The sequence below is a fragment of the Tolypothrix sp. FACHB-123 genome, assembly GCF_014697075.1.
Classification (GTDB): domain Bacteria; phylum Cyanobacteriota; class Cyanobacteriia; order Cyanobacteriales; family Nostocaceae; genus Aulosira.
This window is the reverse complement of sequence record NZ_JACJRE010000033.1, coordinates 48,936-71,913: the sequence shown is the minus strand read 5'-3', so window position 1 is coordinate 71,913 and position 22,978 is coordinate 48,936. Positions and strand designations below refer to the sequence as shown.

Here is a 22,978-nt window from a genome sequence, read left to right as displayed (position 1 = left end):
TCCAATCGGCAAATAAATTTATGAAATTACGTCGTTCATTCTTGGTAACTGTATTATCAGTTGCTTTGGTTTTAATCTTGTTTACATCTGTAAATGCACAAAACAGAAATCAGTCCGATGTGACTGGCCCTATTCCTGAAGAACCCAATATTACTGAACCCACTACTACAGGAGGTGGAGGTATAGAAATCGACCGTACCATATTTGACAGGAATTTTGAATCAGCTCCAGTTGATCAAGCTGTGGAGCAATTTGAAGAATTGCAAGCAGTTGAGATTGGCGAAAGATATGGTACATCTTTTTATGGAGATGTTGCTTCAACTAAAGAGATTGCAGATACTTTAAGAAATTTATGTCAGCAAACTGGACAAAATGCGGCTCTGCTATATGTAACTTCTTTACAAGACAAATTGGACTTAATTCTCATCCTTCCTAGCGGCGCAACGCAAAGTTCTGCTAGTAATTCTAAATGTCTAAATAGTGCCACCGCAAATCTGGAACCAATCCGCAAAAATATACCTGAAGCGAAACATAGTCTCGTGCAAAAAACTGCCCAAGATTTTCGCCAAAAAATTACTAATTTTAGAAATGAAAAGAATAGATACCTTGTGCCTTCTCAACAACTTTATCAATGGATAGTTGCACCTTTTGAAACTACTTTACAAGCTAACAAAATCAATACGTTAATTTTTTCAATGGATAGCGGTTTGCGATCGCTCCCCATTGCGGCTTTAAACGATGGTAAACAGTTCATCATTGAAAAATATAGCGTAGCGCTGATACCTAGTTTTAGCCTGACAGATACCCGGTTTGCACCGATCGCCCAATCCCAAGTTTTAGCAATAGGAGTATCAGAGAGTACAGAAGACCAAGTACCATTACCATTTGCAGGTGTAGAAATTAGCACGTTAACTAATCAAATTTGGCGAGGACAGTCTCAGTCATTATTAAACAACACCTCGACAATTGAAAATTTGAAGTCTGTCAGCAGCAAACAGAAGTTTGGCATTATTCACCTCGCAACTCACGGACAATTTAATCCGGGAGAACTGAGTCAGTCTTATATTCAGTTGTGGAATGAAAAAATTCGCTTAAATCAACTCAGAAGCTTATCTCAGGAATTAAAGTGGAGTGCTGAACCGAAAGTAGAAATGTTGGTGTTGAGTGCTTGTACAACAGCTTTAGGAAACGACGAAGCCGAATTAGGATTTGCAGGTTTAGCAGTACAAGCTGGGGTGAAAACTGCACTAGGTAGCCTGTGGTACGTCAGTGATGAGGGTTCGCTAGCACTAATGACTAAATTTTATGATGAGTTAAAAACTAAATCTTTAAGGTCTTTGGCACTCAGAGAAGCCCAATTAGGAATGCTCAAAGGCGAAGTGCGCATCCAGGATGGTAAGTTACGCCTAGCAGAGAACAATATTGTACCGCTACCCCCAGAAATAGATGCGCCCGAAAATCTGACACTATCCCATCCTTATTTTTGGTCAGCTTTTACCGTCGTTGGCAACTGGAATTAGGGGGTGGATGGCAAAAATTTTAATGGCTGAAAAATTCAGGACTTAAGTCCTGACTACGAAATTATTCGCGATCGCCACTAGTAGTGACTACTACTTGGGGCGATCCTGGTAAGGACTGGGGTAAACTCCAGTCAGGACGCAGGTTAGCTGCATGACGCAGATAAGTATGGTAAATTGGTGCGGAGGCTGGCAGGTAAACGTGGATTAAAAAGCGGATACAGCGCTGTAAGCTACCTTCAACATGCATTTGCTGCACATCTAGCATCGCCACCCCATCCCAAGCTGGACGAGTTCTAGCGATCGCAGCTGGAAAAATCGCATCCAAATCTTTGGTGACTGAGAATGTCACACTAATAATATCCTTTGGCTGGAGATGATTCCGGTTTTCCAATTCATCTAGTAATTCTGTAACCGCTTCTCGAATCGCTTCAGCTGTGTTTTCTGAAACGGTTGTTGCTCCACGAATAGCCCGCATTTGCCAATCCACGCCCAATCCTCCTTAAATTACCAAGATCTGTCTTTTCTCACTTTATAGTTTTTATCACTGTTAATTTACCTGTGACTATTAACTATTTATGGTCGATATAACCAGAGGGGTAAACCACTTGTAGACATCTCGAACTCTAGCCAGTCGATACCAGCGCTAATTCCTGATGAAACTTGACGACTTCCTGGTAGAAATCGACTTAACAAAGGTTTACGTTCCTCAAGGGTGAAGCATGGAGTTTTTTCCGGATCTAGTCCAACTAATTCTGCTGTCCAGCGCCGCGCATCTTCCTCTGTTCCCAGACGATCGATTACACCTAACTCTAAAGCTTGCTGTCCCGTAAAAATCCGACCATCAGCGAAACTTTTCACAGTTTCTACCGCTAAAGAACGGGCTTCTGCGACTGTTTGCACAAACTGTTGATAACTGACATCGATCAATTCTTGCAGAATGTTTTGTTCCTCTGGTGTCAGTTCCCGGTCAAATGCCAAAATATCTTTGTAAGGGCCAGATTTAATTACCTTAAAAGAAACACCAATTTTATCTAGCAAGCGTTCTAGGTTATTCCCGCGCAAAATTACACCAATACTGCCTGTAATTGTACCTGGATTGGCCATGATGTGTTCAGCTCCCATGCCAATATAGACGCCACCAGAAGCCGAAATATTACCAAAACTGGCAACAATTTTCATTTTTTCCCGCAGACGTTTCAGAGCGCTGTAAATCTCTTGGGAATCTCCTACTGTCCCGCCAGGACTATCAATGCGTAACAGTAAAGCCGGAAACTTTTTTTCCTCTACTGTTTTTAAGGCTTCTAGTACACGTTTGCGAGTTCCCGCGGAGATAGCACCAGTAACTTCAATCCGAGCAATTTGTTTTCTAAACCTGGGCTTAAAGGGCCAAACCATAAGCAGTTATAAAACCTCGTAATCAACTCAATCTTAAGATGTCAAGAGGTCTGATGACTGCTTGCGTCCACACAAAAATTTTAAGAATGTTTTTAGATTTACTCAGATGTTTTTTTGATATTCTGGTTTCTATTAAGACAAGATGTAGTTTGTTAAGCCTACCAATTGTCGAAACCACTATTTAAAATTTGCTTTTGTTGATAGCAATCTCTGCCCTGCTAGCAAATTAATTGGTAATTCTGTATAGACTAATTAAGCAATAAATATAACAATATCGCCTCAGCAAGCTTAGGTTGGGCGAATGAGTAAGGCATAGTTATTTGTGACCAAGTTGAATTGGCGTACTCAATTTAATTAATTTAAATGCAGCCATTACCACTTTATCAGTGGAAATTTCGGAATAGCAAAATCTCGAATCTCAGTATATAGATGGGAATATAGATTTTACATAGTTCCCGCAAACCATAAATACCGATAACCTGGTGCAACTAACTCAAGAATCAATACGTAAAATTTGACACCGATAATAAGCGTAAACATCAAACAGCGCTCCTACAAAGCTGAAAGTCAAACTAATGACAATTAAGCCGCGCAAAGGACTATCAGTACCAAAAATACCGAGAAAATATATAATTTGACTAGCGATCGCTTCAGTTAAAGCTTGTAAGCCTGGTAGATAACCGATGACCGGAAGCATTAGCAAGAAGCCACCGACTAAAAACATCGGCACGAGAAAGCTAAAAATCGCTGTCAGCAGCAAAGAACGGAGAAAGTGAGTGAAAATAGTCATTTAAACAACACTCCGTAGTAAAAAGGGACAATAGCCAAAAAGCATTATGTCATTCTCTACAATAAGTGCGATCGCTTCATAGGAGCGAAGATGTCAAAAATCTTAAGTTTTCATTAAAAAAATCTGTGACCGTTAATCACAGATTAACCCGGCAAAACTCAGCAGTAACATCCTTAAAAGCCTTGCTATATGGCGATCGTAGCTAAAAGATTTCCCTATGAAGTAATATAAAGCTTGCTCCCATCAGTATTACTTTTCTGAGATGACCTTTAAACTAAGTTAATGTTTCACCCTGGATATGAGGCCGAAGCAGCACAGGAAGAATAACCAATGCCCAATGCCCAATGCCTATTGACTATTTACCATTGACTTTCGCTATTCTTAAGGCAGTTACCGAGTTAGCTACAAAACATTGAGTGAGACTACATCCAAATCCAGTTTAGGCGCGTGGAGTCAGCGGCTGCTGGCGGCGATTTTTTTGGGTGGACAAGTACTAGTTCACCTCCTGAAAGTCAAAATTCATTGGCGAAATACGAAAGAGCAAATGGCAGCAGTAGGGCCAGATTCTCTGTTTATTGCCTTATTAACAGCTATTTTTGTCGGTGCAGTGTTTACCATTCAGGTAGCGCGAGAATTTGTTAACTTTGGGGCGGGTAATCTTGTTGGCGGGGTGCTAGCAGTAGCCTTAACCAGAGAACTCTCGCCCGTATTGACAGCAGTAATTTTGGCAGGCCGAGTAGGTTCAGCCTTCGCTGCTGAAATTGGTACGATGCGAGTCACAGAGCAAATAGACGCCCTGTTGATGTTAAAAACAGATCCAATTGATTACTTGGTTATTCCTCGCGTCTTAGCTTGCTGCTTAATGCTGCCAATTTTAACTCTGTTGTCTTTAGTCACGGGGATGTTGGGAGGATTGGTAATTGCAGCGAACTTATACAACATCGCTGATACAACATTTCTGGATTCAGCCCGTAACCTGCTAGGACTCTGGGATATTTGCAGCGCCATGATTAAGGCATTTTGCTTTGGCGTTTTAATTGCTGTGATTGGTTGTAGCTGGGGCTTGACGACAACCGGAGGAGCCAAAGGCGTGGGACAATCTACCACAACGGCTGTGGTTACAGCTTTGCTGATTATATTTGTGAGTAACTTTTTCCTTTCCTGGTTAATGTTTCAGGGTATGGGTAGTGCTTTACTTAAAGGAATATAGGTTAATTTTCAGTTATCAGTGATCAACACTCAACAGTCAACCATCAACAGTTTGGCGATCGCGCACCTGCGAAGCCGCAAAATCCTAAAATAGGAAATGTCTCTATTAACAAAATTAGGATTTGAGATTTTTAGACTGAGGTTGGCTATTCCCAATCTCAAATCTCAACTCTCAAATTCAAAATCTAAAAATTAGTATGACTAGTTCATTTGCACCTAACACCACATCTACAGTAGAACTGAAACCTAGCTACAATATCCCTGTAGTTTTGGTAATTGGGTCGATTCCCCTGCTGTTAGTTCAACCTCTGCTAGGCGGTATTATTGGCTTGTTTGGTTTGTTTTTGATGTTTCAGGCGGCGACATTGCGCTTAAGATTTACCGCTACTGACTTAGATCTTTACAGAGGCGAAGAATTACTTCGGCGGTTTCCCTATCAGGAATGGCAAAACTGGCGGATATTCTGGAATCCCATACCGATATTGTTTTATTTTAAAGAAATCAAAAGTATTCACTTTCTACCAATTTTATTTGACCCCAATACCCTAAAATCCTGCTTAGAACAACGTTGTCCCCGAATTTAGTCTTGTTTTTGGTGCAATATCTGTAACCCGCACCAACTACTCAGGACTTTTTGTACAGGTCAATTGTATATTTCAACAAAGCTATTTATTCGCGTCATAGGAATTACAGTATTGGTTATGAACCCAGAGGAATCTCAAACCCCAGAATCAATTGATGAGTGGTTGGCACAAATACAAGAAGATAAGCCAAAAGAAGAAGTTGCAGAGAACTCATCTGTTGAGTCAGAGGAAGAAACACCTGCACAGACTATATCAGTTGAGATACAGCCTAATGACGCAACTATTGCATCACCTATTGCTGATGCAGAAGAAGGTTTTACAGTTGAACCAGCAGCAGATGCAACTGCTGAGTTTGTAACCCAGTTAGCAGCCGAAACTGTGGCGCTGGAGTCAGAAATAGCATCAGAATCAGAAGCTAATTTCCTATACGCACAAGCAGCACAACAGGTTGCAGAGTTACAAACTACCAAACAAGCCCTAGAAGCTGAAATAGCCAATCTGCAAGTTAGTTACAAAACTCTTCAGTCACAAGTTGGCGAAACCCAATTGGCGTTAGGAAAGCTAGTGCAAGATTCCCTAGCCCAATTAGAACAACGCAAACAAACCCTGCAAATTTCTGTAGAACAGTTGGAACGTCGTCAAGAACGTATCCGCAATGAAATGCGCACGACTTTTGCAGGAACATCTCAAGACTTGGCGATTCGGGTACAGGGTTTTAAAGATTATCTCACTGGCAGTTTACAAGATTTAGCCGCCGCCGCTGAACAGTTGCAACTCGTACCGCCGGCTATCGCGCGCGAAAAACCTGTAGTATCGATTAAAGAAGAAAAAGCCCCAGAACCAGCACAATCTGGTATCCCTCAATTCGCCCAACAGCAGTTTCAAGATACTACCAAGCAAATTCGCCGCCTCATCGATCAATATCGCAACAAACCCGATTATTATGGCCCGGCTTGGCAATTGCGCCGGACTTTTGAACCAGTCCATGCAGAACGAGTTTCTAACTGGTTCTTCAGCCAAGGGGGAAGAGGTGCTTTGCGGACAATGGGTAGCCGCTTACAGAATATCTTGATTTCTTCGGCGGTAATTTCCATCCTTTACAAATTGTATGGCGATCGCGTCCGCGCTTTAGTATTAGCTAATACCCCAGAACGCTTAGGTGAATGGCGGCGCGGTTTGCAAGATTGCCTGGGTATAGGTCGTCCAGACTTTGGCCCCGATAGAGGAGTAGTGTTATTTGAAGCACCAGAAGCTTTGGCACAAAAAGCTGACCGATTAGTCAAAGCCAATCAACTCCCGTTAATCATCATTGATGATTCCGAAGACCAAATTAGCCTAGCATTACTGCAATTTCCTTTATGGTTAGCCTTTGCCCCTGACCCCAAAACAATGAGAAATTATGATGATGATTTTTAATTAGTCATTTGTCAGAGACGCGATGAATCGCGTCTGTACAATTGTCATTTGTCATTGGTTCAAAAATTTGAGACTGTTGTAGGGGCGGGTTTAATCGACATATCTGTTTTTCCAGTGAGAATCTTACAGAACCCGCCCCTACTGACTTAGGAATTTTTTGAATTTTGAATTTTGAATTGTTATGGCTGTTTGGTTAAGTTTGTGCGCTTTTGTTTTGGTTGTAGCCTATCTATTGGGTTCTGTCCCTACTGGCTACATTGCGGTGAAGCAGTTAAAGGGTATTGATATTCGTGAAGTTGGTTCGGGTTCCACTGGCGCAACTAATGTCCTGAGAACTTTGGGTAAAGGGCCTGGGGCTGTTGTGTTATTAATTGATTGCTTGAAGGGCGTAACTGCGATCGCACTAGCTTACCAGTTATTTAAATTGGCTCCATTGTACAATTTTTTCCCCCCTACGGTAGATGCTAATTTGTGGCAACCGTGTTTAGCAACTTTAGCGGGGTTAGCAGCAGTTCTCGGACACAGCAAATCAATTTTTTTAGGCTTTAGTGGTGGTAAATCTGTCGCTACTGGCTTAGGGACTGTACTGGCGATAAGTTGGCAGGTAGGTTTGGCTTCAGCGGGTGTATTTGCTGTTGTTGTGGCGATATCCCGGATTGTCTCCTTAAGTTCAATTACAGCTGCGATCGCTGTGACAATTTTTATGATAATTTTCCATCAACCTTTACCTTGCGTCCTTTATGCTTTTTTTGGCGGGTTGTATGTAATTTTGCGTCACCGCAGTAATATTGAACGCCTACTTGCAGGAACTGAACCAAAAATTGGGCAAAAGGTAACAGCACAAGCAGAACCAACTGATGGACAGTTAACTTAAAATTTAATGCGATCGCAAATATCAAATTTTTAACTTTGTCCCGATTCAGATCCCCGACTTTTTCAAAAAGTTGGGGATCTAGGATATCAGCCAAATTAATGGGACAGACCACGAGATTCATTTTCAGCTACCATCGATTAAAATTATAGCTTTGTGTATTTTCCCTGACGGCAACTGTAGTTTGTAAAGCTAAGATTTTTAGTAATATTTATTACTAAATAAATAATATGGGACTACCTACGCTCTTAATTCTTTGTACTGGTAATTCCTGTCGTAGCCAAATGGCAATTTTAGTTTATGTAGCGGAGAGACGCGATGCTCTCTAATTCTGGCTACAGGAGTTATGAGCATGGTAGTTAACTCGGTTAATTTACCTTTAACTATGTTTAATGCCTTAGCAAATCGTGCTGATTTATTAATGGCATTAACTGATAGATCTGGACGCATTCAATGGGTAAATGAAGCATTTGCTAACCTGGCAAATATTAGCACTGATTTATTAATCGGAAAAAAGTTTTTTACTGTCCTGGATGATAATTTTCAGAGTAATATTCAGCCAGCTTATATTCACGAACAATTATTAAAAAGTGAAAATTTTAAATTTGAAATTTCTTATTTATCAAAGCAGCAAAAAGAGCATTGGTTACTAGTAGATGTTCTCCCTATTCATAATTCAGAAGGTATTACTAGCCAATATGCTGTAATTGCCAATGATATTACCTTACGCAAGCATACAGAAAAAGATTTAGCACAAACTCAGCAACGATTAAAGCGACTGGTAGAAGGTGTAAAATTAGTACCTTGGGAAGCCGAGCCAAATAATCACCAGTTTACCTATGTCGGGCCACAAGCAATAGATTTATTTGGTTATAAATTAGAAGATTGGTATCAACCAGAATTCTGGTATTTCCACATTCATCCAGAAGATAGGTCTTTAGTGCTTGAATACCATCAACTAAAATCGAAAACAGAAGATGATTATATAATTGAATATCGCTTATTAACTGCTGATGGTAACTGGATTTGGGTCAAAGATATTGTCAATATTGTGCGTTCTGGAGGTAAAGTAATACAATTACTTGGGTTCATTATTGATATTAGCGGTCGCAAACAAACAGAATTCTCTCTACAAGAAGCTTTAAGTCGATTAGCGCAAGCCAATCAGTATTTAGAAACGCGAGTACAACAACGCACTATTGCTTTAATTCAAGAAAAAGAAAAATTAGAACAGACTTTACAAAAATTGCAGCAAACCCAAAGACAGCTAATTCAAAGCGAGAAAATGTCTAGTTTGGGTCAGCTTGTAGCTGGTGTTGCTCATGAAATTAATAATCCGGTTAATTTCATTTACGGTAATATCAACCCCGCTACTGAATATGTAGAAGATTTACTTTATTTACTGCAATGTTATCAGCGACATTACCCTAATCCCAACTCTACATTGCAATCAGAAATTGAAGCGATAGATATTGATTTTATTTTTGATGATTTACCAAAACTGTTAGCTTCTATGAAAGTAGGCGCTAACCGGATTCGAGAAATTGTTTTATCTCTTAGGACTTTTTCACGCTTAGATGAAGCGGAAGTCAAAGAGGTAAATATTCATGATGGTTTAGATAGTACTTTGATGATTCTCCAACATCGCCTGAAACCGAAAACTGGTTCTCCACCAATTGAAGTCATCAAAGAATACGGTCAGTTACCTTTAGTAGAATGCTATGCAGGACAACTCAACCAAGTATTTATGAATATTATTGTGAATGCTATAGATGCTTTGGAAGAGTATAATCAAAAGCGATCGCCTGAGGAAATCTTAGCCAACCCTAACCAGATTACTATCTTTACTGAATTTAGACAGGGAGATGCAAGTATTGAGATTGGAGAACAAGCTGATATCTCCAATTCTCAATCTTCAATTGTCATTCGGATTATCGACAATGGCCCGGGAATGAGCGAAACAGTTAGCAATCGTCTATTTGACCCTTTCTTTACTACTAAAGAGATTGGTAAAGGTACGGGTTTAGGCTTGTCTATTAGCTATCAAATTATCGTGGACAGACATCAAGGACAAATTGAATGCTATTCTACTCCCGGCCATACAGAATTTGCGATCGTCATTCCCCAAGAACAGAGACAGACGAAAGTTTAGCCAGTTTATTCTACTACTTCATTTACAGGGAAGCGATCAATTAACTGAATGGCACGGTAAGCATTACGTAGCAGTGACTCTGGTAAATTAGGTACGTGAGGAATTTGGGATAATAAATCCAAAGTCCGGCGTAATATTCTTACCACATCACCCTCATCTAAGGTGGTATTTTCACATAGTTCTGTCCACTCGATCCCCAACGCCCATTTTTCTACCAAAGCAATTAACTCAAATTCTAACCAAATAGGCAGTGCTACATTATACCGCCGCTGCATTTGAAACATCTGGCGACGAATTCCCCGCAGTTTTGCTAAAGCATCAACAACTTGATTGCTCAAATCAAAACGGACTTTACTATCTGGGCGAGGCGTTTCTGTCACCAAAGCAGCTACAGCAGCAGCTAAATGGTGCGGATCTAATTGGTCAAATTCACCGCTAGCAAGTACCAAACCCAGCCATAATTCATTTTCTCCCCGAATGGCTGCGGCAACTTGTCCTAAAGGTGTGGGGACTAAGTTATCTAAACAGCCAAAGTGTTGCAAAATTTCAATTAAATTGAGAAACTCTTCCCAGTGATGTCGGGATTGTTGCTCTACATGTTCTTGTAACAATTGTAATTCGGCTTCTAATTCTACATAACGCGCCTTACGTTTGAAAATAGAGCCGACATTGCCGGATTTATAAATCGGATGGGCTTCTAATTGTTCTTGAACCGCTGTTACCCGACTCAGTTGTTCTGCTACCTCTGGCGGTATATATAAAGACTCACCTGGTTCAGGGATTTGTTGGGCAATGATTGCTGTTTGGCGATCGCCAACCTGAATTTGTCCTGGTTTAAAAATTAGCTCCGGTGGTGGCAAAATCTCAGATGGAATATCAATTCTGGGTAATTCCGCATACAAATCGACAATATCCTCTGTCGCAGCTACATACCAGCGATTATCCTTGCCTAAGCATACCAAGCAAGTAGATTGCTCAGAACCGGAACTTTTACCAACCAATACGGCGGCAATTGGCGCAGAAACTGTGATATTTTTGCCTTTTAAACTTAGCAATGTCCCGGAAACCGCAAACCCTAACATCATTCCTAATTGCTCTTGGCGGTCTTCCTGGGCTTGTTGTTGCAGAGTTTTCAAAATTTGCTTTTCTACTTTCAGGCGTTGGCGCAATTTTTCATACACAGCCAGTTCATTTTCATCAACGGCGGCGATTTGCTCCTGAAGTCGAGCTAATTCGGCTTGTAGCTCGTCAATTTCCTCGTAATTGGGTCTTAAATGCAGCGTCGCCATATACTGGCCAAAACTGCGTTCTATTAGCTCTCTGGTTTCCTCCAAGGTGTGGGTTTGCAGTAAGTTAAGTACCATCCCGTAACTAGGAGTAAATTGGCTTACCAAGGGGTCAGGTTTAGATGTAGCTAAATATGCCGCTTCTTTCGCCCCTTCAAAAGGAGTTTGGACTGTGACCACATGACCTTGTAAATCCATACCTCGCCGCCCAGCCCGTCCCGCCATTTGCAGGAATTCAGAAGCATTGAGCAGGCGGTGTCCGGTGTCGGTACGTTTGGAAAGGGTAGAGATCACAGTGGTGCGGGCGGGCATATTAATTCCTGCCGCTAGGGTCTCAGTAGCAAATACTACTTTAATTAGCCCTTGTTGAAATAATTCTTCTACTAGGACTTTCCAAGCTGGTAATATGCCGGCGTGGTGAGCAGCTATTCCCCGATACAGGGGCGCAATTTGCCCAGAACGCCCGGCTTCGGGATTGCGGGTTAAAAATTCATCGATTTGGCGGCGCAATACCTGAGATTCATCATTATTCACCAACCAGAGATCGCCTACTTCTGCCACAGCTTTATCACAACCTCGCCGGCTGAAAATAAAGTAAATGGCGGGTAACATATCCCGTTGCTGTAAGTGGTTCAAGGTATAAATAATGCTGGGAGCTTCTGGCCTACCGCCTTTACCTTTGTCTCCCGGTTTTCTTTTTCCCCGATTAGCTAGGCGAGGACTGATTTTGGTTTGACTCTCGTTGAGGAGAGGAAACAATCCTTTCGGATTACAAAAGTGAAATTCTAGGGGTACAGGGCGAAAATCGGAGTAAATCAGGTCAGTGGGGCCGTGGACGCGATTTAGCCAATCGGTGAGTTGATCGCTGTTAGCAACGGTAGCTGAAAGGGCGACTAATTGCACTTCCCGGGGACAATAAATAATCGATTCTTCCCAAACCGTACCCCGTTGGCGATCGTTCATGTAGTGGCACTCATCGAGTACCACAGCTTCCACATTTACCAGAGAAATGCCAACTTGCCCTATGGGCGTGCCATAGAGCATATTGCGAAAAATTTCTGTGGTCATCACCAGAATCGGCGCATCCCTGTTAATGGACGCATCTCCGGTTAGAAGTCCTACCTGTTCAAAACCAAATTTCTCGCGAAAGTCGCGTAATTTTTGATTTGACAGCGCTTTTAAAGGCGTAGTGTAAAATACCCGCTTACCTCGCGCCAAAGCACGATAAATCGCGTATTCACCTACTAAGGTTTTGCCCGAACCTGTGGGCGCACAAACAACTACAGACCGACCGTCATTGAGAGAGGCGATCGCGTCTAATTGAAATTGATCCAGATTAAACGGAAAAATTGACCCAAGGTCAAGTTCTGGGGATGATGCGGGATAATTCACTCAATCACATTAGCAACCAGACTGTTTACTATATTAACGGCTATATTGTCAACTTTGTCATTTGTTATTGGGTATTGGGCATTGGGTACTGGGCATTGGGCATTGGGCATTGGGCATTGGGCATTGGGTATTGGGCATTGGGCATTCTTACAAAGTTCTGATCGGAGGAAACCTCCGCTCAGACTTTGCGCTTTGTCATTGGTCATTTGTTAGTTGCTTCCTTCCCTTATCCCCTAGCCCCTAGCCTCTAGCCTCTAGCCCCTAGCCCCTAACCCCTACTTCCCCAATTCTTGCGATCGCTCTGTGGCGGCTTTGACTGCTTGAATTAAGGCGGAGCGAAAAGCGGCTTTTTCTAGTTGGGTAATGCCGGCAATGGTTGTACCTCCAGGGCTGGTAACTCTATCTTTGAGTTCTGCGGGGTGCATTTTGCTTTCACGTAGCAGTGTGGCTGTACCTAAGACGGTTTGTAGGGCGAGTTGGTTGGCGATCGCTCTTGGTAAACCTGCGGCTACTCCCCCATCAGCTAATGCTTCTACCATCAAGGCTACATAAGCCGGGCCGCTTCCCGAAAGTCCTGTGACTGCGTCCATTAAGCCTTCGGCTACTTCTACGACTTCCCCAACTGCGGAAAAAATTTGCTGGGCTATTTGCTGGTGTTTCACCGTTGTGTATGCACCTAAGCAAATGGCTGTCATTCCTGCACCAACGGTAGCAGGTGTATTTGGCATGGCACGAATTACTGGTGATTGGGGAAATGCCGCTTCTAGCTGATTTAAAGTCACACCCGCTAAAATAGAGATAACTAGAGGTGAGTTTTCTTTGACAGTTATCTCAATTATTTCTGCTAATTCTTGAGCGATCGCGCTAAATACTTGAGGCTTAACTGCTAACAACACAACTTCCCGACTTTGCGCCAAAACCAGGCGGTTATCTGTAGTCACATTCACATCGTATTGCTGCTTTAAAAAATTTTGTTTTGCCGGCTGGGGTTCGCTGACGATGACTTCTGATGGTTGATAAACTCCACGCGCAATAAGGCGGGATAACAGCGCTTCTCCCATTACCCCACCACCTATTAAGCCAAATTTAGTAGTCATTAATTAGTCATTAGTCAATTGTCAAGAGTCAATGGTCAATGGTCAAGGGTTAATTGTCAATCGTTAAGATTGATTACCTTTAACTGTAACTGTAGCCAGTGCCTTTCGATTACGTGGAAATTCAGCTATGATTGCTGAGCGAAGTCTAAACAAGTCGAGATTTAACTGTCACGGAGCCGAAATTTTGACTATTGACTTTGGACTATTGACTAATCCCAATTTACTGTGCTGCCATCCGGTTAGTTTCAGTGCCCCATACTGGTGTTGCACCTGGGGTACGGGCAGGACGTGCTGGGGGTTGTGGTACTTCATGAATAACTCCACCGTGAGTGCTAACTTGCACGCAGCTGGGTGTAAATAAAAATATACTTTCGCCAATCCGCTCTTGATGTCCATCTAATGCGTAAGTACCACCTGCGACAAAATCTACTGCCCGTTGAGCCTGATCTGGATCCATAATTGTTAAATTTAATACCACAGACTTACGCTCACGCAAAGCTTGAATTGCCTGGGGCATTTCTTCAAAGGTGCGTGGTTCAAGTACTAATACTTCAGAAATTCCGTTAATTGCTCCTGGCATACCTATGACATTCCCCATTGACTTTGAACCTGTTGCTACATCATTACCCATTGTAGGCATGGGTTCCCGCCAACGTCGATTCTGAGGAGTCGGTTCTGGTGGCGCTGGTTGCACATTCTCTTCTTGATAGAGATTTTGGTAGCTTTCGGTTTCTGGTTCTTCTTCGTAGTACTCGTATTCTACAGGTTCATTGAGTCCGACAAAATCTCTGAGTTTAGTAAATATGCTCATCTTCTACGCTCCTGGTGCAAATTAACTTTAATGTTTACCTGGCGATAAATCAGTGTAGCCGAATTTTATTGCTACAAAGGGGTTATTCAGAATTTTATTACTAGCTGTAGCTTCTATTACTGGTTTAAGTGAGGAACAGATGCTGTGGAAGCTATCTGGACACTCCCTAGCCGTGATAATGAGTCAAGATTATATACTAATGTATTTCCAAATGAAAGTTACCCTAAGCTGATTTTTCTTCAGTACGGCTTTTGTTAAAATATATATTTTGTTACACAATGCAATATTAAAAATGACAACTTATATCAACAGCAGGATAAAGCTGATGATATAAGAGATACAAGCTATTAATTCACGCTATCAGGGCGATCCCCGAACAAGATGGTTCCTAACCTTACCATCGTTGCACCTGCTGCTACGGCAATTTCGTAGTCACCTGACATCCCCATCGATAGGTGCGGCATTGGGATATGCGACCAGTTCTGATCTCTAATGGTTTTCGCTAGGTTTGAAGTGCTATTAAATACATCAAAAACTTCTGCTTTGTTTAACCCCAACGGCGGAATTGTCATCAAACCTTGAATTTGTAAATTTTTATATTGATTAATTACAGGTAAATCGGCTAACAGTTGGGGTACAGTCCAGCCTGATTTGTTGGGATCGGGGAGAATCTTGACTTGCAGGCAAATTTGGGGATTCACTCCCAACTGTGGCGCTAAGTTATTTAAGCGCTGTGCCAGTTGCAAATTATCTACAGAGTGAATCCATTGAAATTGCTCTAGGGCTTTCTTGGCTTTATTGCTTTGTAAATGTCCAATAAAGTGCCAGGTAATATCAGACAAGTCTTGTAACTGAGCTTGTTTACTAGCGGCTTCTTGAATTCGGCTTTCACCAAAATCACGTATTCCTGCGGCATAGGCGGCGCGGATCTTGTCCGCAGGAACCGTTTTGCTGACAGCAATCAAGCGAACTGAATCGGGGAGGGAGGAGCGAATTTGAGTAATACGTTCGCTAATCGAACTAGTCATTGGAATGTGCGTTGGAAAACACTCTGAAGCTGATCGTACTCCTGTAACTGCCCTGTGCGACGCAGAGTCCGTAAGCGATTTTCCAACATCATTCTGGCTTCGGTGCGACCTATAGGCTGAAATTTTATACCTTTGATGTCATTTGCTACTAAAAAAAATAAGCGTTGGGCATAAAGTGTAGTGAACAGATCCTGGGTCTCATCAACCATACAGATTCTGTAAAGTAAGCCCCAAGTTGGATGATTAATGTAAGTTTCTGCGTTTTCGGGATTCATTTAATAATCAAGGTAAGCGTCTGTAATATATCTTTTCGCAGTTTTCGTAACAACATTCAGACGATGATAAGGGACTTTCGCCAGAATATTTGTGCAAATTTATGCGAAATTCAATAAGTTTTGCTGTTGAATGGCAGCTGTGAAGACCTTGATCTAGTTACTCATAGAGAGATGATGCTACTAGTGGCGATTCGGTCTATTGGAACTTGCACTTCAGGTGCGATTCAGCAATCGGCTCTGCCATCCTGTTTGGAGTTAAGAACGGCAGGTAATGCGCCGTCAGACTGGTTTTTGCATAAGCCTCTCTCTATGCTGCCATAATTTCTGTCTATTGGCGCATTATGGTCAAAGGTACAATATTCATTAATTCAGCATGATTATGTTGAGTGCCATTATTTGTCATGGAGCTTTGTGCAGAGATTCACCCCATTCTGGCTCACGATCGCTATCTGCGGCAAGACCTGTGGCAATTTCTCATGAGGAGCAGGGGAGCAGGGTAATAAATCTCTAATGTCTGTTATCTACGAAACCAATAAATCAGATGATTCTTCCTCTACTTTCCCTGCTGACAAATTTGCTAAGTTCGGAAATAGTTCTTAGATATCAGTACCGATCGCCAAACGCACGCCCCAAAATAGAGTTAATGTGGCAATGGCTAGCCAATCCCACCTTTTTAAACGTAAATCATGCCAAGGGACTCGATGCTCGTTAGGACTGGTAAAACCGCGTACCATCATTGCACTAGCCATTTGCGCTGCTCGGAGGAGGAGATTTTCTAACAAGCGCTCGGCGACAATCATCCAAACTTTGACTGCTCCTTTAATTCCCAGCTTTTTCCAATTAATCGCCCTAGTCATAACGGAGCGGATTAGGTTCTGGACTTCTTCTAAAACTAGGGGGATAAAGCGCAAGGATAAAGTTAAAGTTAGAGCAATTTCTGTTACAGGTAACTTTAAGCGTCGCAGGGGTTGCATTAAGCTTTCCATCCCGGCGGTGATTTCTTCGGGTGCGGTTGTCAGCAGATAAAGGTTAGTGCTGTAAATTACTGTAAACAAAATTGTACTCAACCGCACAGCCAAATCTAAGGAACGGCGGTTAACTTTCACAGGCCCTTGGCTAAATATTACGTATTTATATTCTTTATTCCCAAATACTGCTTTTTCATCAACCTTGGCGTTATTCGTGGTAGTTGATTGCGGGCTGAGAACTTGTTCGGTGGCGGGTAAGCGTTGTTGATAGTTGATCCCCAACCCATCTGGACTGATAGCTGCTATGGTAAAAACAAAAAAAGCTAAGACTAATAACCAACCCATTTGCTGTTGCCATACACGGCGGGGAATTCTGGCGATGAGGGTAACTAAAATTAATAGCGTTACCAAAAGTATGCGCCATTCATTCCGCGCAAAAGTATAACTTGTGAGAAAACTCATCAACCAAGCAAACTTGACTCTGGGGTCAATTCTATGCAGCCAAGTTTGTGGTTCTTCTAGGTACAGTCCTAATGGTAGCGATCGCAGTAAATCCATAGATCGGGTAAAAGTTAAAAGATAAGCTATTCTGCTTTTAAGTTGCACAATCTATCATGAGGGCTATTGACTGTTGACTGTTAAAAGCCCTGATTGGTAGTTATGCAATCTAGACGCGCATTAGCTTAAAAGAAAAAGGTAACACTTATTCGCTTTTACCTTTTTACTTTTGTACGGGCGGATTCACCAATATTTTCACTATCCAGCGATTATCTTATATAAACCCGCCCCTACTTTTTACTTGATTACACGCGGGTAGCCCGGTTAACACTACCGCTTTCCACATCACGGACTTTCTTGCTACGCCACAATAAACGAATGGGAGTGCCTTTAAATCCTAGTTGTTGACGAAATTGGCGTTCAATGTAGCGCCGATAGTTGTCGTTAAAGCGTTTGGCCTCATTGACAAATAAAGCTATCGTTGGTGGTTGGGTACTAACTTGCGTCCCATAATAAATTTTGCCTTGTCTTCCACCCCGTGAGGTTGGTGGGGAATGCCAACTCACTGCGTCTTCGAGAACTTCGTTAATTACGGCGGTACTTACACGGCGTTTGTGCGACTCAGCTGCTTCAACTACCAGTTCTAAGATTTTTTCTACCCTTTGTCCGGTTACCGCACTGACATAGATCGTGTCTGCCCATTCGGTAAAATGTAGCCGTGATTGCAGATCTTTTTCGTAGTCATAAATAGTGTAAGAGTCTTTTTCAACTGCATCCCATTTGTTGACTACGACTATACAAGCTCGTCCTTCTTCAATAATTCGTCCTGCTAATTTTTGGTCTTGTTCGGTGACTCCATCTAAAGCATCTATGACCATTAAAACCACATCAGCGCGGCGAATGGCTTTAAAAGCGCGGTTGATACTAAAGAATTCTGTGCCGTAGTCGATGCTTTTCTTTTTGCGAATTCCCGCAGTGTCAATTAAGCGATAGGTTTGTCCATCCCGCTCAACTAATGTATCAATCGCATCACGGGTTGTACCAGAAATTGGGCTAACAATTGCCCTTTCTTCACCGACGAAAGCGTTTAATAAGCTGGATTTACCAACATTTGGCCTGCCAATGATGGCTACCTTAATTTCGTTAGTTTCCGGTAATTCTGTAACGTGAGGAATGTGCTTAATTAACTCATCAAGTAATTCACCTGTACCGCTACCGTGAATTGCCGAAATTGGGTATGGTTCACCTAATCCTAATTCCCAAAATTCCGCAGATTGAATGTAGCCTTGCTCAGGAGATTCACATTTATTGACAGCTAACAACACGGGTACAGGTTGTTGACGTAACCATTCGGCAATTTCTTCATCAGCTGGTGACAGGCCGAGTTGTCCATCAACCACGAAAATCGCTGCACTCGCTTCGCTGAGTGCTGTCATGGCTTGTTGACGAATCAGGGGTAGGAATTCGGTGTCATCATTAAAGACTAAACCGCCTGTATCGACAACAACAAACTCGCGATCGCTCCAGTAAGATGGCAAATAAGTGCGATCGCGTGTCACTCCCGGTTCATCGTGGACGATCGCCGTTTGTTCCCCGGCGAGACGATTAACCAGGGTGGATTTGCCCACATTTGGGCGTCCGATAATAGCAACAATTGGCAGTCCCATAAACTCAGGATAACGTAGAGAATTAATATATCATGTCTCTACATTTTAACTACTTTAAGTCTGCTTTTACTGTAGACAAGTATGCCTAGGTTTTTTCTCTACAGTAATTGCAGGATCGTATGACTAGACTGGGTGAGTGATTATTTATGGTTTCTGTGATTGCAGAATTGAACTTCAGAGTTTGTGGACAAAGCAATAAAATTTGCGGGCGCATTTCTAAATATTGCATTGTTGAAGTGAGTAATTAGACTGTATTTACCTTTGCTCTTATAAATCTTAATAATCAAAACGAAAAAACAATTATTTAAATTGATAAGATTTTTAGATTATAGATTATCAATTTTATTTCCTCTATCCATCTAATTATTCTATTTATTTAGATAATAAAATTAAATTAATTCTGCTTCTATAAAAATTTGTCTAACTGTTAATTCTAAACCAGGAAATAACTCATCCACAATAGACAGATTATCTGTATAAATTTTGCTGTTGTCTGGTGAGAAAAATACTCTAATATTCATAGCTTCTGGATTGACAACCCAAACTCTTGCTAATCCCGCTTCAAAATAATCTCTTGCTTTATCTTCAAATTCCTTCATTGTTTGCTCTGGAGAAATAATTTCAATTACTAACTCCGGCGGAACTGGACAAGCCTCATTAAGCTGCCAATTTTTGGGGAGACGTTGATAAGAAATGTAAGTTACATCAGGGAGAGGCGACCAATCTTTACCTTTAATTTTTAGAAGAATTGACCATTCTGCAACGGTGCGACCTTTACCTTTACACCATGCATAAATTAGGAATAATAAAGCTCTTTGTAAAGCTGAATGAAAAAATTTTGGTGACACCTTGGGTACTGCATAACCATCCACAAACTCATAGTCTACATCTCCTTTTGGTAGGGAGAGAAATTCTTTTAGGGTGAGTTTGCTTCCTGTGGTTGTCTTTACCATAAAAAGTCCACATAATTACCTGATGTCAATATTTTAAGCTAGCCATCGGTGTCATGGATTAAAAAAGAATCTGAAAATTAGAAGTTTTGCAACCAGTCTATTACATTTCTTATAGTAATCCTAGAAAACTCTGGATCTCTGTGGATTGTTGGCAGTTTTGCTATTATCATCCTCCAGAGAGACTTTGGTGCATGGGAATGGTTCAGATCAACAAGCAAGTACTCATTTGGTTGTGTGCAGGAATTATTATTTTAGGCTTGATGGGATGCGATCGCTTATTTCCGCCCTCTGGAGATTTGGTGGAGCGTGTCAGCGATGGTGATACCTTAACAGTCAAGGATTCTCACGGTAAAAAGTTTAACGTGCGCTTTGCTTGTATGGATGCGCCAGAAGTACCACACACTAATAAGGAAAAGCAAAGTCAACGTGCTAGCGATCGCAATCAATTTACCTGGGGTGCAAAAGCGCAGGAACGCTTACAGCAGTTGGTGAAGCAAGGAGGCGATCGCGTTAGTTTAACGATTACCGATAGCGATCGCTATGGCAGAAAAGTTGCAGAAGTGCGCTTAAAAGATGGTACTTTTGTACAACAAGTTTTATTAAAGGAAGGACTTGCAAAAGTATATCGTCCTTATTTAAATAAGTGTCCGAGTAAAGATTTAGTGCAACAAGCTGAAGCCGAAGCACAACAAAAAAAGCGGGGAATTTGGAGCGATGCTAAATTTGTTAATCCTTGGGAATATCGAAGTTTAAAGTAATGGGTAATGTGTAATTAATAAATTCATTTACTTAATTACCAATCTCGCTCCACCTCGACAACCTCTGTATACTCAAACTCATTAGGACTTTGCTTCACTAAAGGGTATTTTTCTCCACCCAATTCAATATAATCTTGTTCGCAATCTGGCTTGGAAGAGAAATAAGTCAGCACATATTCTCTACCAATTCTATCTGCCATTTCTGCTTCAACTTCACCCCGCCATTGAGTTTTAGTTACCAACACAACTAACTGATTAGCTAACTGAGGAATTGTCTGTGCAATGTGTCGCCGGGAAATTTCATCTAAACTCCCAAAAGGCGAATCCATGACAATGGGAAAGGTGCTGCTTTCAGGTAGCATCAGCATTTTTCTTTTTTCACTCCATTCCCGCACTCTGTCGATAATACTGGCGATAAAAGATAAACTAAGAATTTGATTTTCACCAGTAGAAGCAGCTACTGGTGCTTCTACTCCTGCGGTATTTTCTACGAGTGTTAATTCATATTTTTCGCTGATTTTGGGAATATAGGGAGTAAAGGAGATTTCGGCAAATATTTCCTGTACGCGCTGTTCCAATTGCAGCCGAAATTGCTTTTCTTGACGGTTTCTGACTTCTGTTAACCGTTCAATTGCGTCTTGGGTGGCGTTAATTCTGCGCTGTGCTAATGCTTGACGTTCTTCATTCAGCTTTTGCTTGGCGATTTGTTTACCTAATGTTTCAAGTTCTGTATTAAAATAGGCGATTTGCTGTTGATTTGCACCTTGTTCGCGATTTAATTCATCAATTTTATTTTCAATTTCGTCTAACCGTTTCTGTAAGCTGCTAATTTCTTCGTTAGCATCTTTTCTCAATCTATCTTGAATGCTATCTAATTCGCTCTCAATTTGCGAAATATTTTGTTTTAATTGGTGAATTCTGGCTTGTTCTCTATCTACTTCTTGCCAAAAAGCCGTTGCTTGTTTATCAATTTCATCAACTTGGGCGCTCATCCGAAAAGCCATTTCTTCTACTGCTGAAGAACCTGCTTGATTTAACCAGAGAGTCACATTTGTATGGGGATGACTACCGACATTTAAATCTGTACCGCAAATACAACGTTGGGAATTAAGTAACTCGTTGATAAATTCCCGTGAAATTCCCGCCGTTAATTCACCGCGCTGCTTCAAATCATGCATAATTTCCCGAAACTGATTTGTAGTTTCAGAAAGCAGAACTGTATAACCCCGCGCAGAAATAATTTTTTTTAGGGCTTCGCGAGTTTTTTTATATTCTTCTTTATATCCTTGGTTCTGGGTTTCTAAATTTTGACAGCGTTCTTGTAATTCTTTCGCCGCACTTAGTTCGCGCAGGCGGTTACTTGTCTCTTTTTTAAAGGTTTGTTGATATTCTAATTCTTGTTTAATTTCTGTTTGACGTTGCGCAATAGTTTCAATTTCTCTTTCTATCTTCTGTTGCTGGCGTAAAAGCTGTTTAATTTCCGAATCACCGATAGCTTTTAAGTCATTCTCTAAACTTTTTTTCGCATCTCCCAAATGTTTAATCGAACGGTTAATTACCTCCACGCCTAAGAATATCTTAGTAGCTTCGGCAATTTCGGCTTTTTTATCAGAACGCACTATTTCTTCAATCCGTTCGCCGTCAAAGAAAAAATATTGATGCAAACTCGCAGGTAAAATTTGATTGATGATATCTTCTGGTTGTTGGGGTGGGAAATACCATTTACCATCATCCCCACCTACCCACATGGTTAATTGGGTTTTACCAGCTTCAAAATCACTTTCGTTTTTGTAAACTCGACTGGCGCGTTTCACACGGTAGCGTTTACCTTCATGTTCCCAGCCAATTTCTACCCAACATTCAACCGCTTGCTTGTTTTTTGCTTCCGCGATCGCTCTTTTATTAACTAGCTGTTCTACCGATGCAAATGCAGCACTAAACTTCTCATATAATACCCAGGTAAAGGCATTGAGTAAACTGGTTTTTCCTGAGCCATTATTGCCATGAATTATCGTAGTGTTAAGTACCTCTCCCCCAGATAAAATTATCTCTGGTGTGATGCCATAAAAGGAGCGAAAGTTGCACAGCTTGATGGAAGTTAGCTTCATCGCACCTCTTCTTTAATAATCAGCAAAATCTCATCGTTAATGTGGCTATTAATTCTCTTATCTAATCTGCCTTTTTCCAGCTTCCATACTCGCTCAATAATCTGCCGCACTTCCGGTGGGGCGCTGGTAATTGGCTCCTGCACATCATCAATATTTTGCTCTGGTGACATGGGGAATGGTAGATACTTTTTTATTTATTG

General features: G+C 41.5%; 21 protein-coding genes. 7 read left to right on the top strand and 14 right to left on the bottom strand.

Features of this window, described 5'->3' with window-relative positions; translation table 11 throughout:
• The first annotated feature begins 20 nt into the window (after window positions 1–20).
• On the top strand, window positions 21–1,520 hold the full coding sequence (locus tag H6G41_RS20920; protein ID WP_190748212.1) for a CHAT domain-containing protein: 1,500 nt from the start codon (window positions 21–23) through the stop codon (window positions 1,518–1,520).
• A gap of 61 nt (window positions 1,521–1,581) precedes the next feature.
• On the opposite strand, the gene aroH is transcribed toward H6G41_RS20920, so the two are convergent.
• The 3 genes from aroH to H6G41_RS20905 form a co-directional block, all read right to left on the bottom strand.
• Window positions 1,582–2,007 (bottom strand): chorismate mutase, encoded by a 426-nt coding sequence (gene aroH / locus H6G41_RS20915; RefSeq protein WP_308796226.1) that lies wholly within the window; start codon window positions 2,005–2,007, stop codon window positions 1,582–1,584.
• Between the two features lie 86 nt (window positions 2,008–2,093).
• Window positions 2,094–2,915 (bottom strand): signal peptide peptidase SppA, encoded by an 822-nt coding sequence (sppA, locus tag H6G41_RS20910; protein ID WP_190748211.1) that lies wholly within the window; start codon window positions 2,913–2,915, stop codon window positions 2,094–2,096.
• 493 nt (window positions 2,916–3,408) lie between these two features.
• A complete protein-coding gene (locus H6G41_RS20905) occupies window positions 3,409–3,705 on the bottom strand; it encodes a hypothetical protein (RefSeq protein WP_190748209.1) in 297 nt (98 codons plus the stop codon).
• Between the two features lie 412 nt (window positions 3,706–4,117).
• Between H6G41_RS20905 and H6G41_RS20900 the strand changes: the two genes are divergently transcribed.
• From H6G41_RS20900 to H6G41_RS20880, 5 genes are all read left to right on the top strand, one after another.
• On the top strand, window positions 4,118–4,915 hold the full coding sequence (locus tag H6G41_RS20900) for an MlaE family lipid ABC transporter permease subunit (RefSeq protein WP_190748207.1): 798 nt from the start codon (window positions 4,118–4,120) through the stop codon (window positions 4,913–4,915).
• 196 nt (window positions 4,916–5,111) lie between these two features.
• Window positions 5,112–5,498 (top strand): DUF3119 family protein, encoded by a 387-nt coding sequence (locus H6G41_RS20895; RefSeq protein WP_096645463.1) that lies wholly within the window; start codon window positions 5,112–5,114, stop codon window positions 5,496–5,498.
• Window positions 5,499–5,615: 117 nt separating this feature from the next.
• Window positions 5,616–6,914: a DUF3086 domain-containing protein gene (locus tag H6G41_RS20890; protein ID WP_190748254.1), complete on the top strand. Its 1,299-nt coding sequence runs from the start codon at window positions 5,616–5,618 to the stop codon at window positions 6,912–6,914.
• A gap of 181 nt (window positions 6,915–7,095) precedes the next feature.
• Window positions 7,096–7,788, top strand: a complete 693-nt coding sequence (gene plsY, locus H6G41_RS20885) for a glycerol-3-phosphate 1-O-acyltransferase PlsY (protein WP_190748205.1) — start codon at window positions 7,096–7,098, stop codon at window positions 7,786–7,788.
• Window positions 7,789–8,137: 349 nt separating this feature from the next.
• Complete coding sequence (locus tag H6G41_RS20880) at window positions 8,138–9,937, top strand: PAS domain S-box protein (RefSeq protein ID WP_190748203.1); 1,800 nt, start codon at window positions 8,138–8,140, stop codon at window positions 9,935–9,937.
• Between the two features lie 5 nt (window positions 9,938–9,942).
• On the opposite strand, the gene H6G41_RS20875 is transcribed toward H6G41_RS20880, so the two are convergent.
• From H6G41_RS20875 to H6G41_RS20835, 9 genes are all read right to left on the bottom strand, one after another.
• Window positions 9,943–12,615 carry an RNA helicase gene (locus H6G41_RS20875; RefSeq protein WP_190748201.1) on the bottom strand — a complete coding sequence of 891 codons (2,673 nt, stop codon included), beginning with the start codon at window positions 12,613–12,615 and terminating at the stop codon, window positions 9,943–9,945.
• On the bottom strand, window positions 12,612–12,821 hold the full coding sequence (locus H6G41_RS20870; protein ID WP_190748199.1) for a hypothetical protein: 210 nt from the start codon (window positions 12,819–12,821) through the stop codon (window positions 12,612–12,614). The genes H6G41_RS20875 and H6G41_RS20870 overlap by 4 nt, the downstream gene beginning before the upstream one ends.
• A 69-nt stretch (window positions 12,822–12,890) precedes the next feature.
• Complete coding sequence (gene proC / locus H6G41_RS20865; protein WP_190748197.1) at window positions 12,891–13,712, bottom strand: pyrroline-5-carboxylate reductase; 822 nt, start codon at window positions 13,710–13,712, stop codon at window positions 12,891–12,893.
• A 220-nt stretch (window positions 13,713–13,932) separates the two neighbouring features.
• Complete coding sequence (locus tag H6G41_RS20860) at window positions 13,933–14,523, bottom strand: cell division protein SepF (protein WP_190748194.1); 591 nt, start codon at window positions 14,521–14,523, stop codon at window positions 13,933–13,935.
• Window positions 14,524–14,870: 347 nt separating this feature from the next.
• On the bottom strand, window positions 14,871–15,551 hold the full coding sequence (locus H6G41_RS20855; RefSeq protein WP_190748192.1) for a YggS family pyridoxal phosphate-dependent enzyme: 681 nt from the start codon (window positions 15,549–15,551) through the stop codon (window positions 14,871–14,873).
• Window positions 15,548–15,826, bottom strand: a complete 279-nt coding sequence (pipX, locus tag H6G41_RS20850; RefSeq protein ID WP_096645455.1) for a transcriptional coactivator PipX — start codon at window positions 15,824–15,826, stop codon at window positions 15,548–15,550. The genes H6G41_RS20855 and pipX overlap by 4 nt, the downstream gene beginning before the upstream one ends.
• A gap of 596 nt (window positions 15,827–16,422) precedes the next feature.
• Window positions 16,423–17,352, bottom strand: coding sequence for an energy-coupling factor transporter transmembrane protein EcfT (locus H6G41_RS20845; RefSeq protein ID WP_190748252.1), 930 nt, complete (start codon window positions 17,350–17,352; stop codon window positions 16,423–16,425).
• A gap of 245 nt (window positions 17,353–17,597) precedes the next feature.
• Window positions 17,598–18,959: a ribosome biogenesis GTPase Der gene (der, locus tag H6G41_RS20840; RefSeq protein ID WP_190748190.1), complete on the bottom strand. Its 1,362-nt coding sequence runs from the start codon at window positions 18,957–18,959 to the stop codon at window positions 17,598–17,600.
• A gap of 389 nt (window positions 18,960–19,348) precedes the next feature.
• The gene (locus H6G41_RS20835; RefSeq protein WP_190748188.1) at window positions 19,349–19,912 is read right to left on the bottom strand and encodes a Uma2 family endonuclease; all 564 of its coding nucleotides are present in this window, start codon (window positions 19,910–19,912) and stop codon (window positions 19,349–19,351) included.
• A gap of 197 nt (window positions 19,913–20,109) precedes the next feature.
• Here H6G41_RS20835 and H6G41_RS20830 point away from each other — a divergent pair, with 197 nt between their 5' ends.
• Window positions 20,110–20,670 carry a thermonuclease family protein gene (locus H6G41_RS20830; RefSeq protein WP_190748186.1) on the top strand — a complete coding sequence of 187 codons (561 nt, stop codon included), beginning with the start codon at window positions 20,110–20,112 and terminating at the stop codon, window positions 20,668–20,670.
• Window positions 20,671–20,705: 35 nt separating this feature from the next.
• Here H6G41_RS20830 and H6G41_RS20825 read toward each other — a convergent pair whose 3' ends face one another.
• Entirely contained in the window at window positions 20,706–22,778 is a 2,073-nt protein-coding gene (locus tag H6G41_RS20825; RefSeq protein WP_190748184.1) for an AAA family ATPase, read from the bottom strand.
• Entirely contained in the window at window positions 22,775–22,948 is a 174-nt protein-coding gene (locus H6G41_RS20820) for a hypothetical protein (RefSeq protein WP_190748182.1), read from the bottom strand. Before H6G41_RS20820 ends, H6G41_RS20825 begins: the two co-directional genes overlap by 4 nt.
• Window positions 22,949–22,978: the final 30 nt, after the last annotated feature.

Coding starts and splice junctions, on each gene's coding strand:
- H6G41_RS20920 (WP_190748212.1), top strand. CDS start 21: ATGAAATTACGTCGTTCATTCTTGGTAACTGTATTATCAGTTGCTTTG.
- sppA (WP_190748211.1), bottom strand. CDS start 2,915: ATGGTTTGGCCCTTTAAGCCCAGGTTTAGAAAACAAATTGCTCGGATT.
- H6G41_RS20905 (WP_190748209.1), bottom strand. CDS start 3,705: ATGACTATTTTCACTCACTTTCTCCGTTCTTTGCTGCTGACAGCGATT.
- H6G41_RS20895 (WP_096645463.1), top strand. CDS start 5,112: ATGACTAGTTCATTTGCACCTAACACCACATCTACAGTAGAACTGAAA.
- H6G41_RS20890 (WP_190748254.1), top strand. CDS start 5,616: ATGAACCCAGAGGAATCTCAAACCCCAGAATCAATTGATGAGTGGTTG.
- plsY (WP_190748205.1), top strand. CDS start 7,096: ATGGCTGTTTGGTTAAGTTTGTGCGCTTTTGTTTTGGTTGTAGCCTAT.
- H6G41_RS20880 (WP_190748203.1), top strand. CDS start 8,138: ATGGTAGTTAACTCGGTTAATTTACCTTTAACTATGTTTAATGCCTTA.
- H6G41_RS20870 (WP_190748199.1), bottom strand. CDS start 12,821: ATGACCAATGACAAAGCGCAAAGTCTGAGCGGAGGTTTCCTCCGATCA.
- proC (WP_190748197.1), bottom strand. CDS start 13,712: ATGACTACTAAATTTGGCTTAATAGGTGGTGGGGTAATGGGAGAAGCG.
- H6G41_RS20860 (WP_190748194.1), bottom strand. CDS start 14,523: ATGAGCATATTTACTAAACTCAGAGATTTTGTCGGACTCAATGAACCT.
- H6G41_RS20855 (WP_190748192.1), bottom strand. CDS start 15,551: ATGACTAGTTCGATTAGCGAACGTATTACTCAAATTCGCTCCTCCCTC.
- pipX (WP_096645455.1), bottom strand. CDS start 15,826: ATGAATCCCGAAAACGCAGAAACTTACATTAATCATCCAACTTGGGGC.
- H6G41_RS20845 (WP_190748252.1), bottom strand. CDS start 17,352: ATGGATTTACTGCGATCGCTACCATTAGGACTGTACCTAGAAGAACCA.
- der (WP_190748190.1), bottom strand. CDS start 18,959: ATGGGACTGCCAATTGTTGCTATTATCGGACGCCCAAATGTGGGCAAA.
- H6G41_RS20835 (WP_190748188.1), bottom strand. CDS start 19,912: ATGGTAAAGACAACCACAGGAAGCAAACTCACCCTAAAAGAATTTCTC.
- H6G41_RS20830 (WP_190748186.1), top strand. CDS start 20,110: ATGGTTCAGATCAACAAGCAAGTACTCATTTGGTTGTGTGCAGGAATT.
- H6G41_RS20825 (WP_190748184.1), bottom strand. CDS start 22,778: ATGAAGCTAACTTCCATCAAGCTGTGCAACTTTCGCTCCTTTTATGGC.
- H6G41_RS20820 (WP_190748182.1), bottom strand. CDS start 22,948: ATGTCACCAGAGCAAAATATTGATGATGTGCAGGAGCCAATTACCAGC.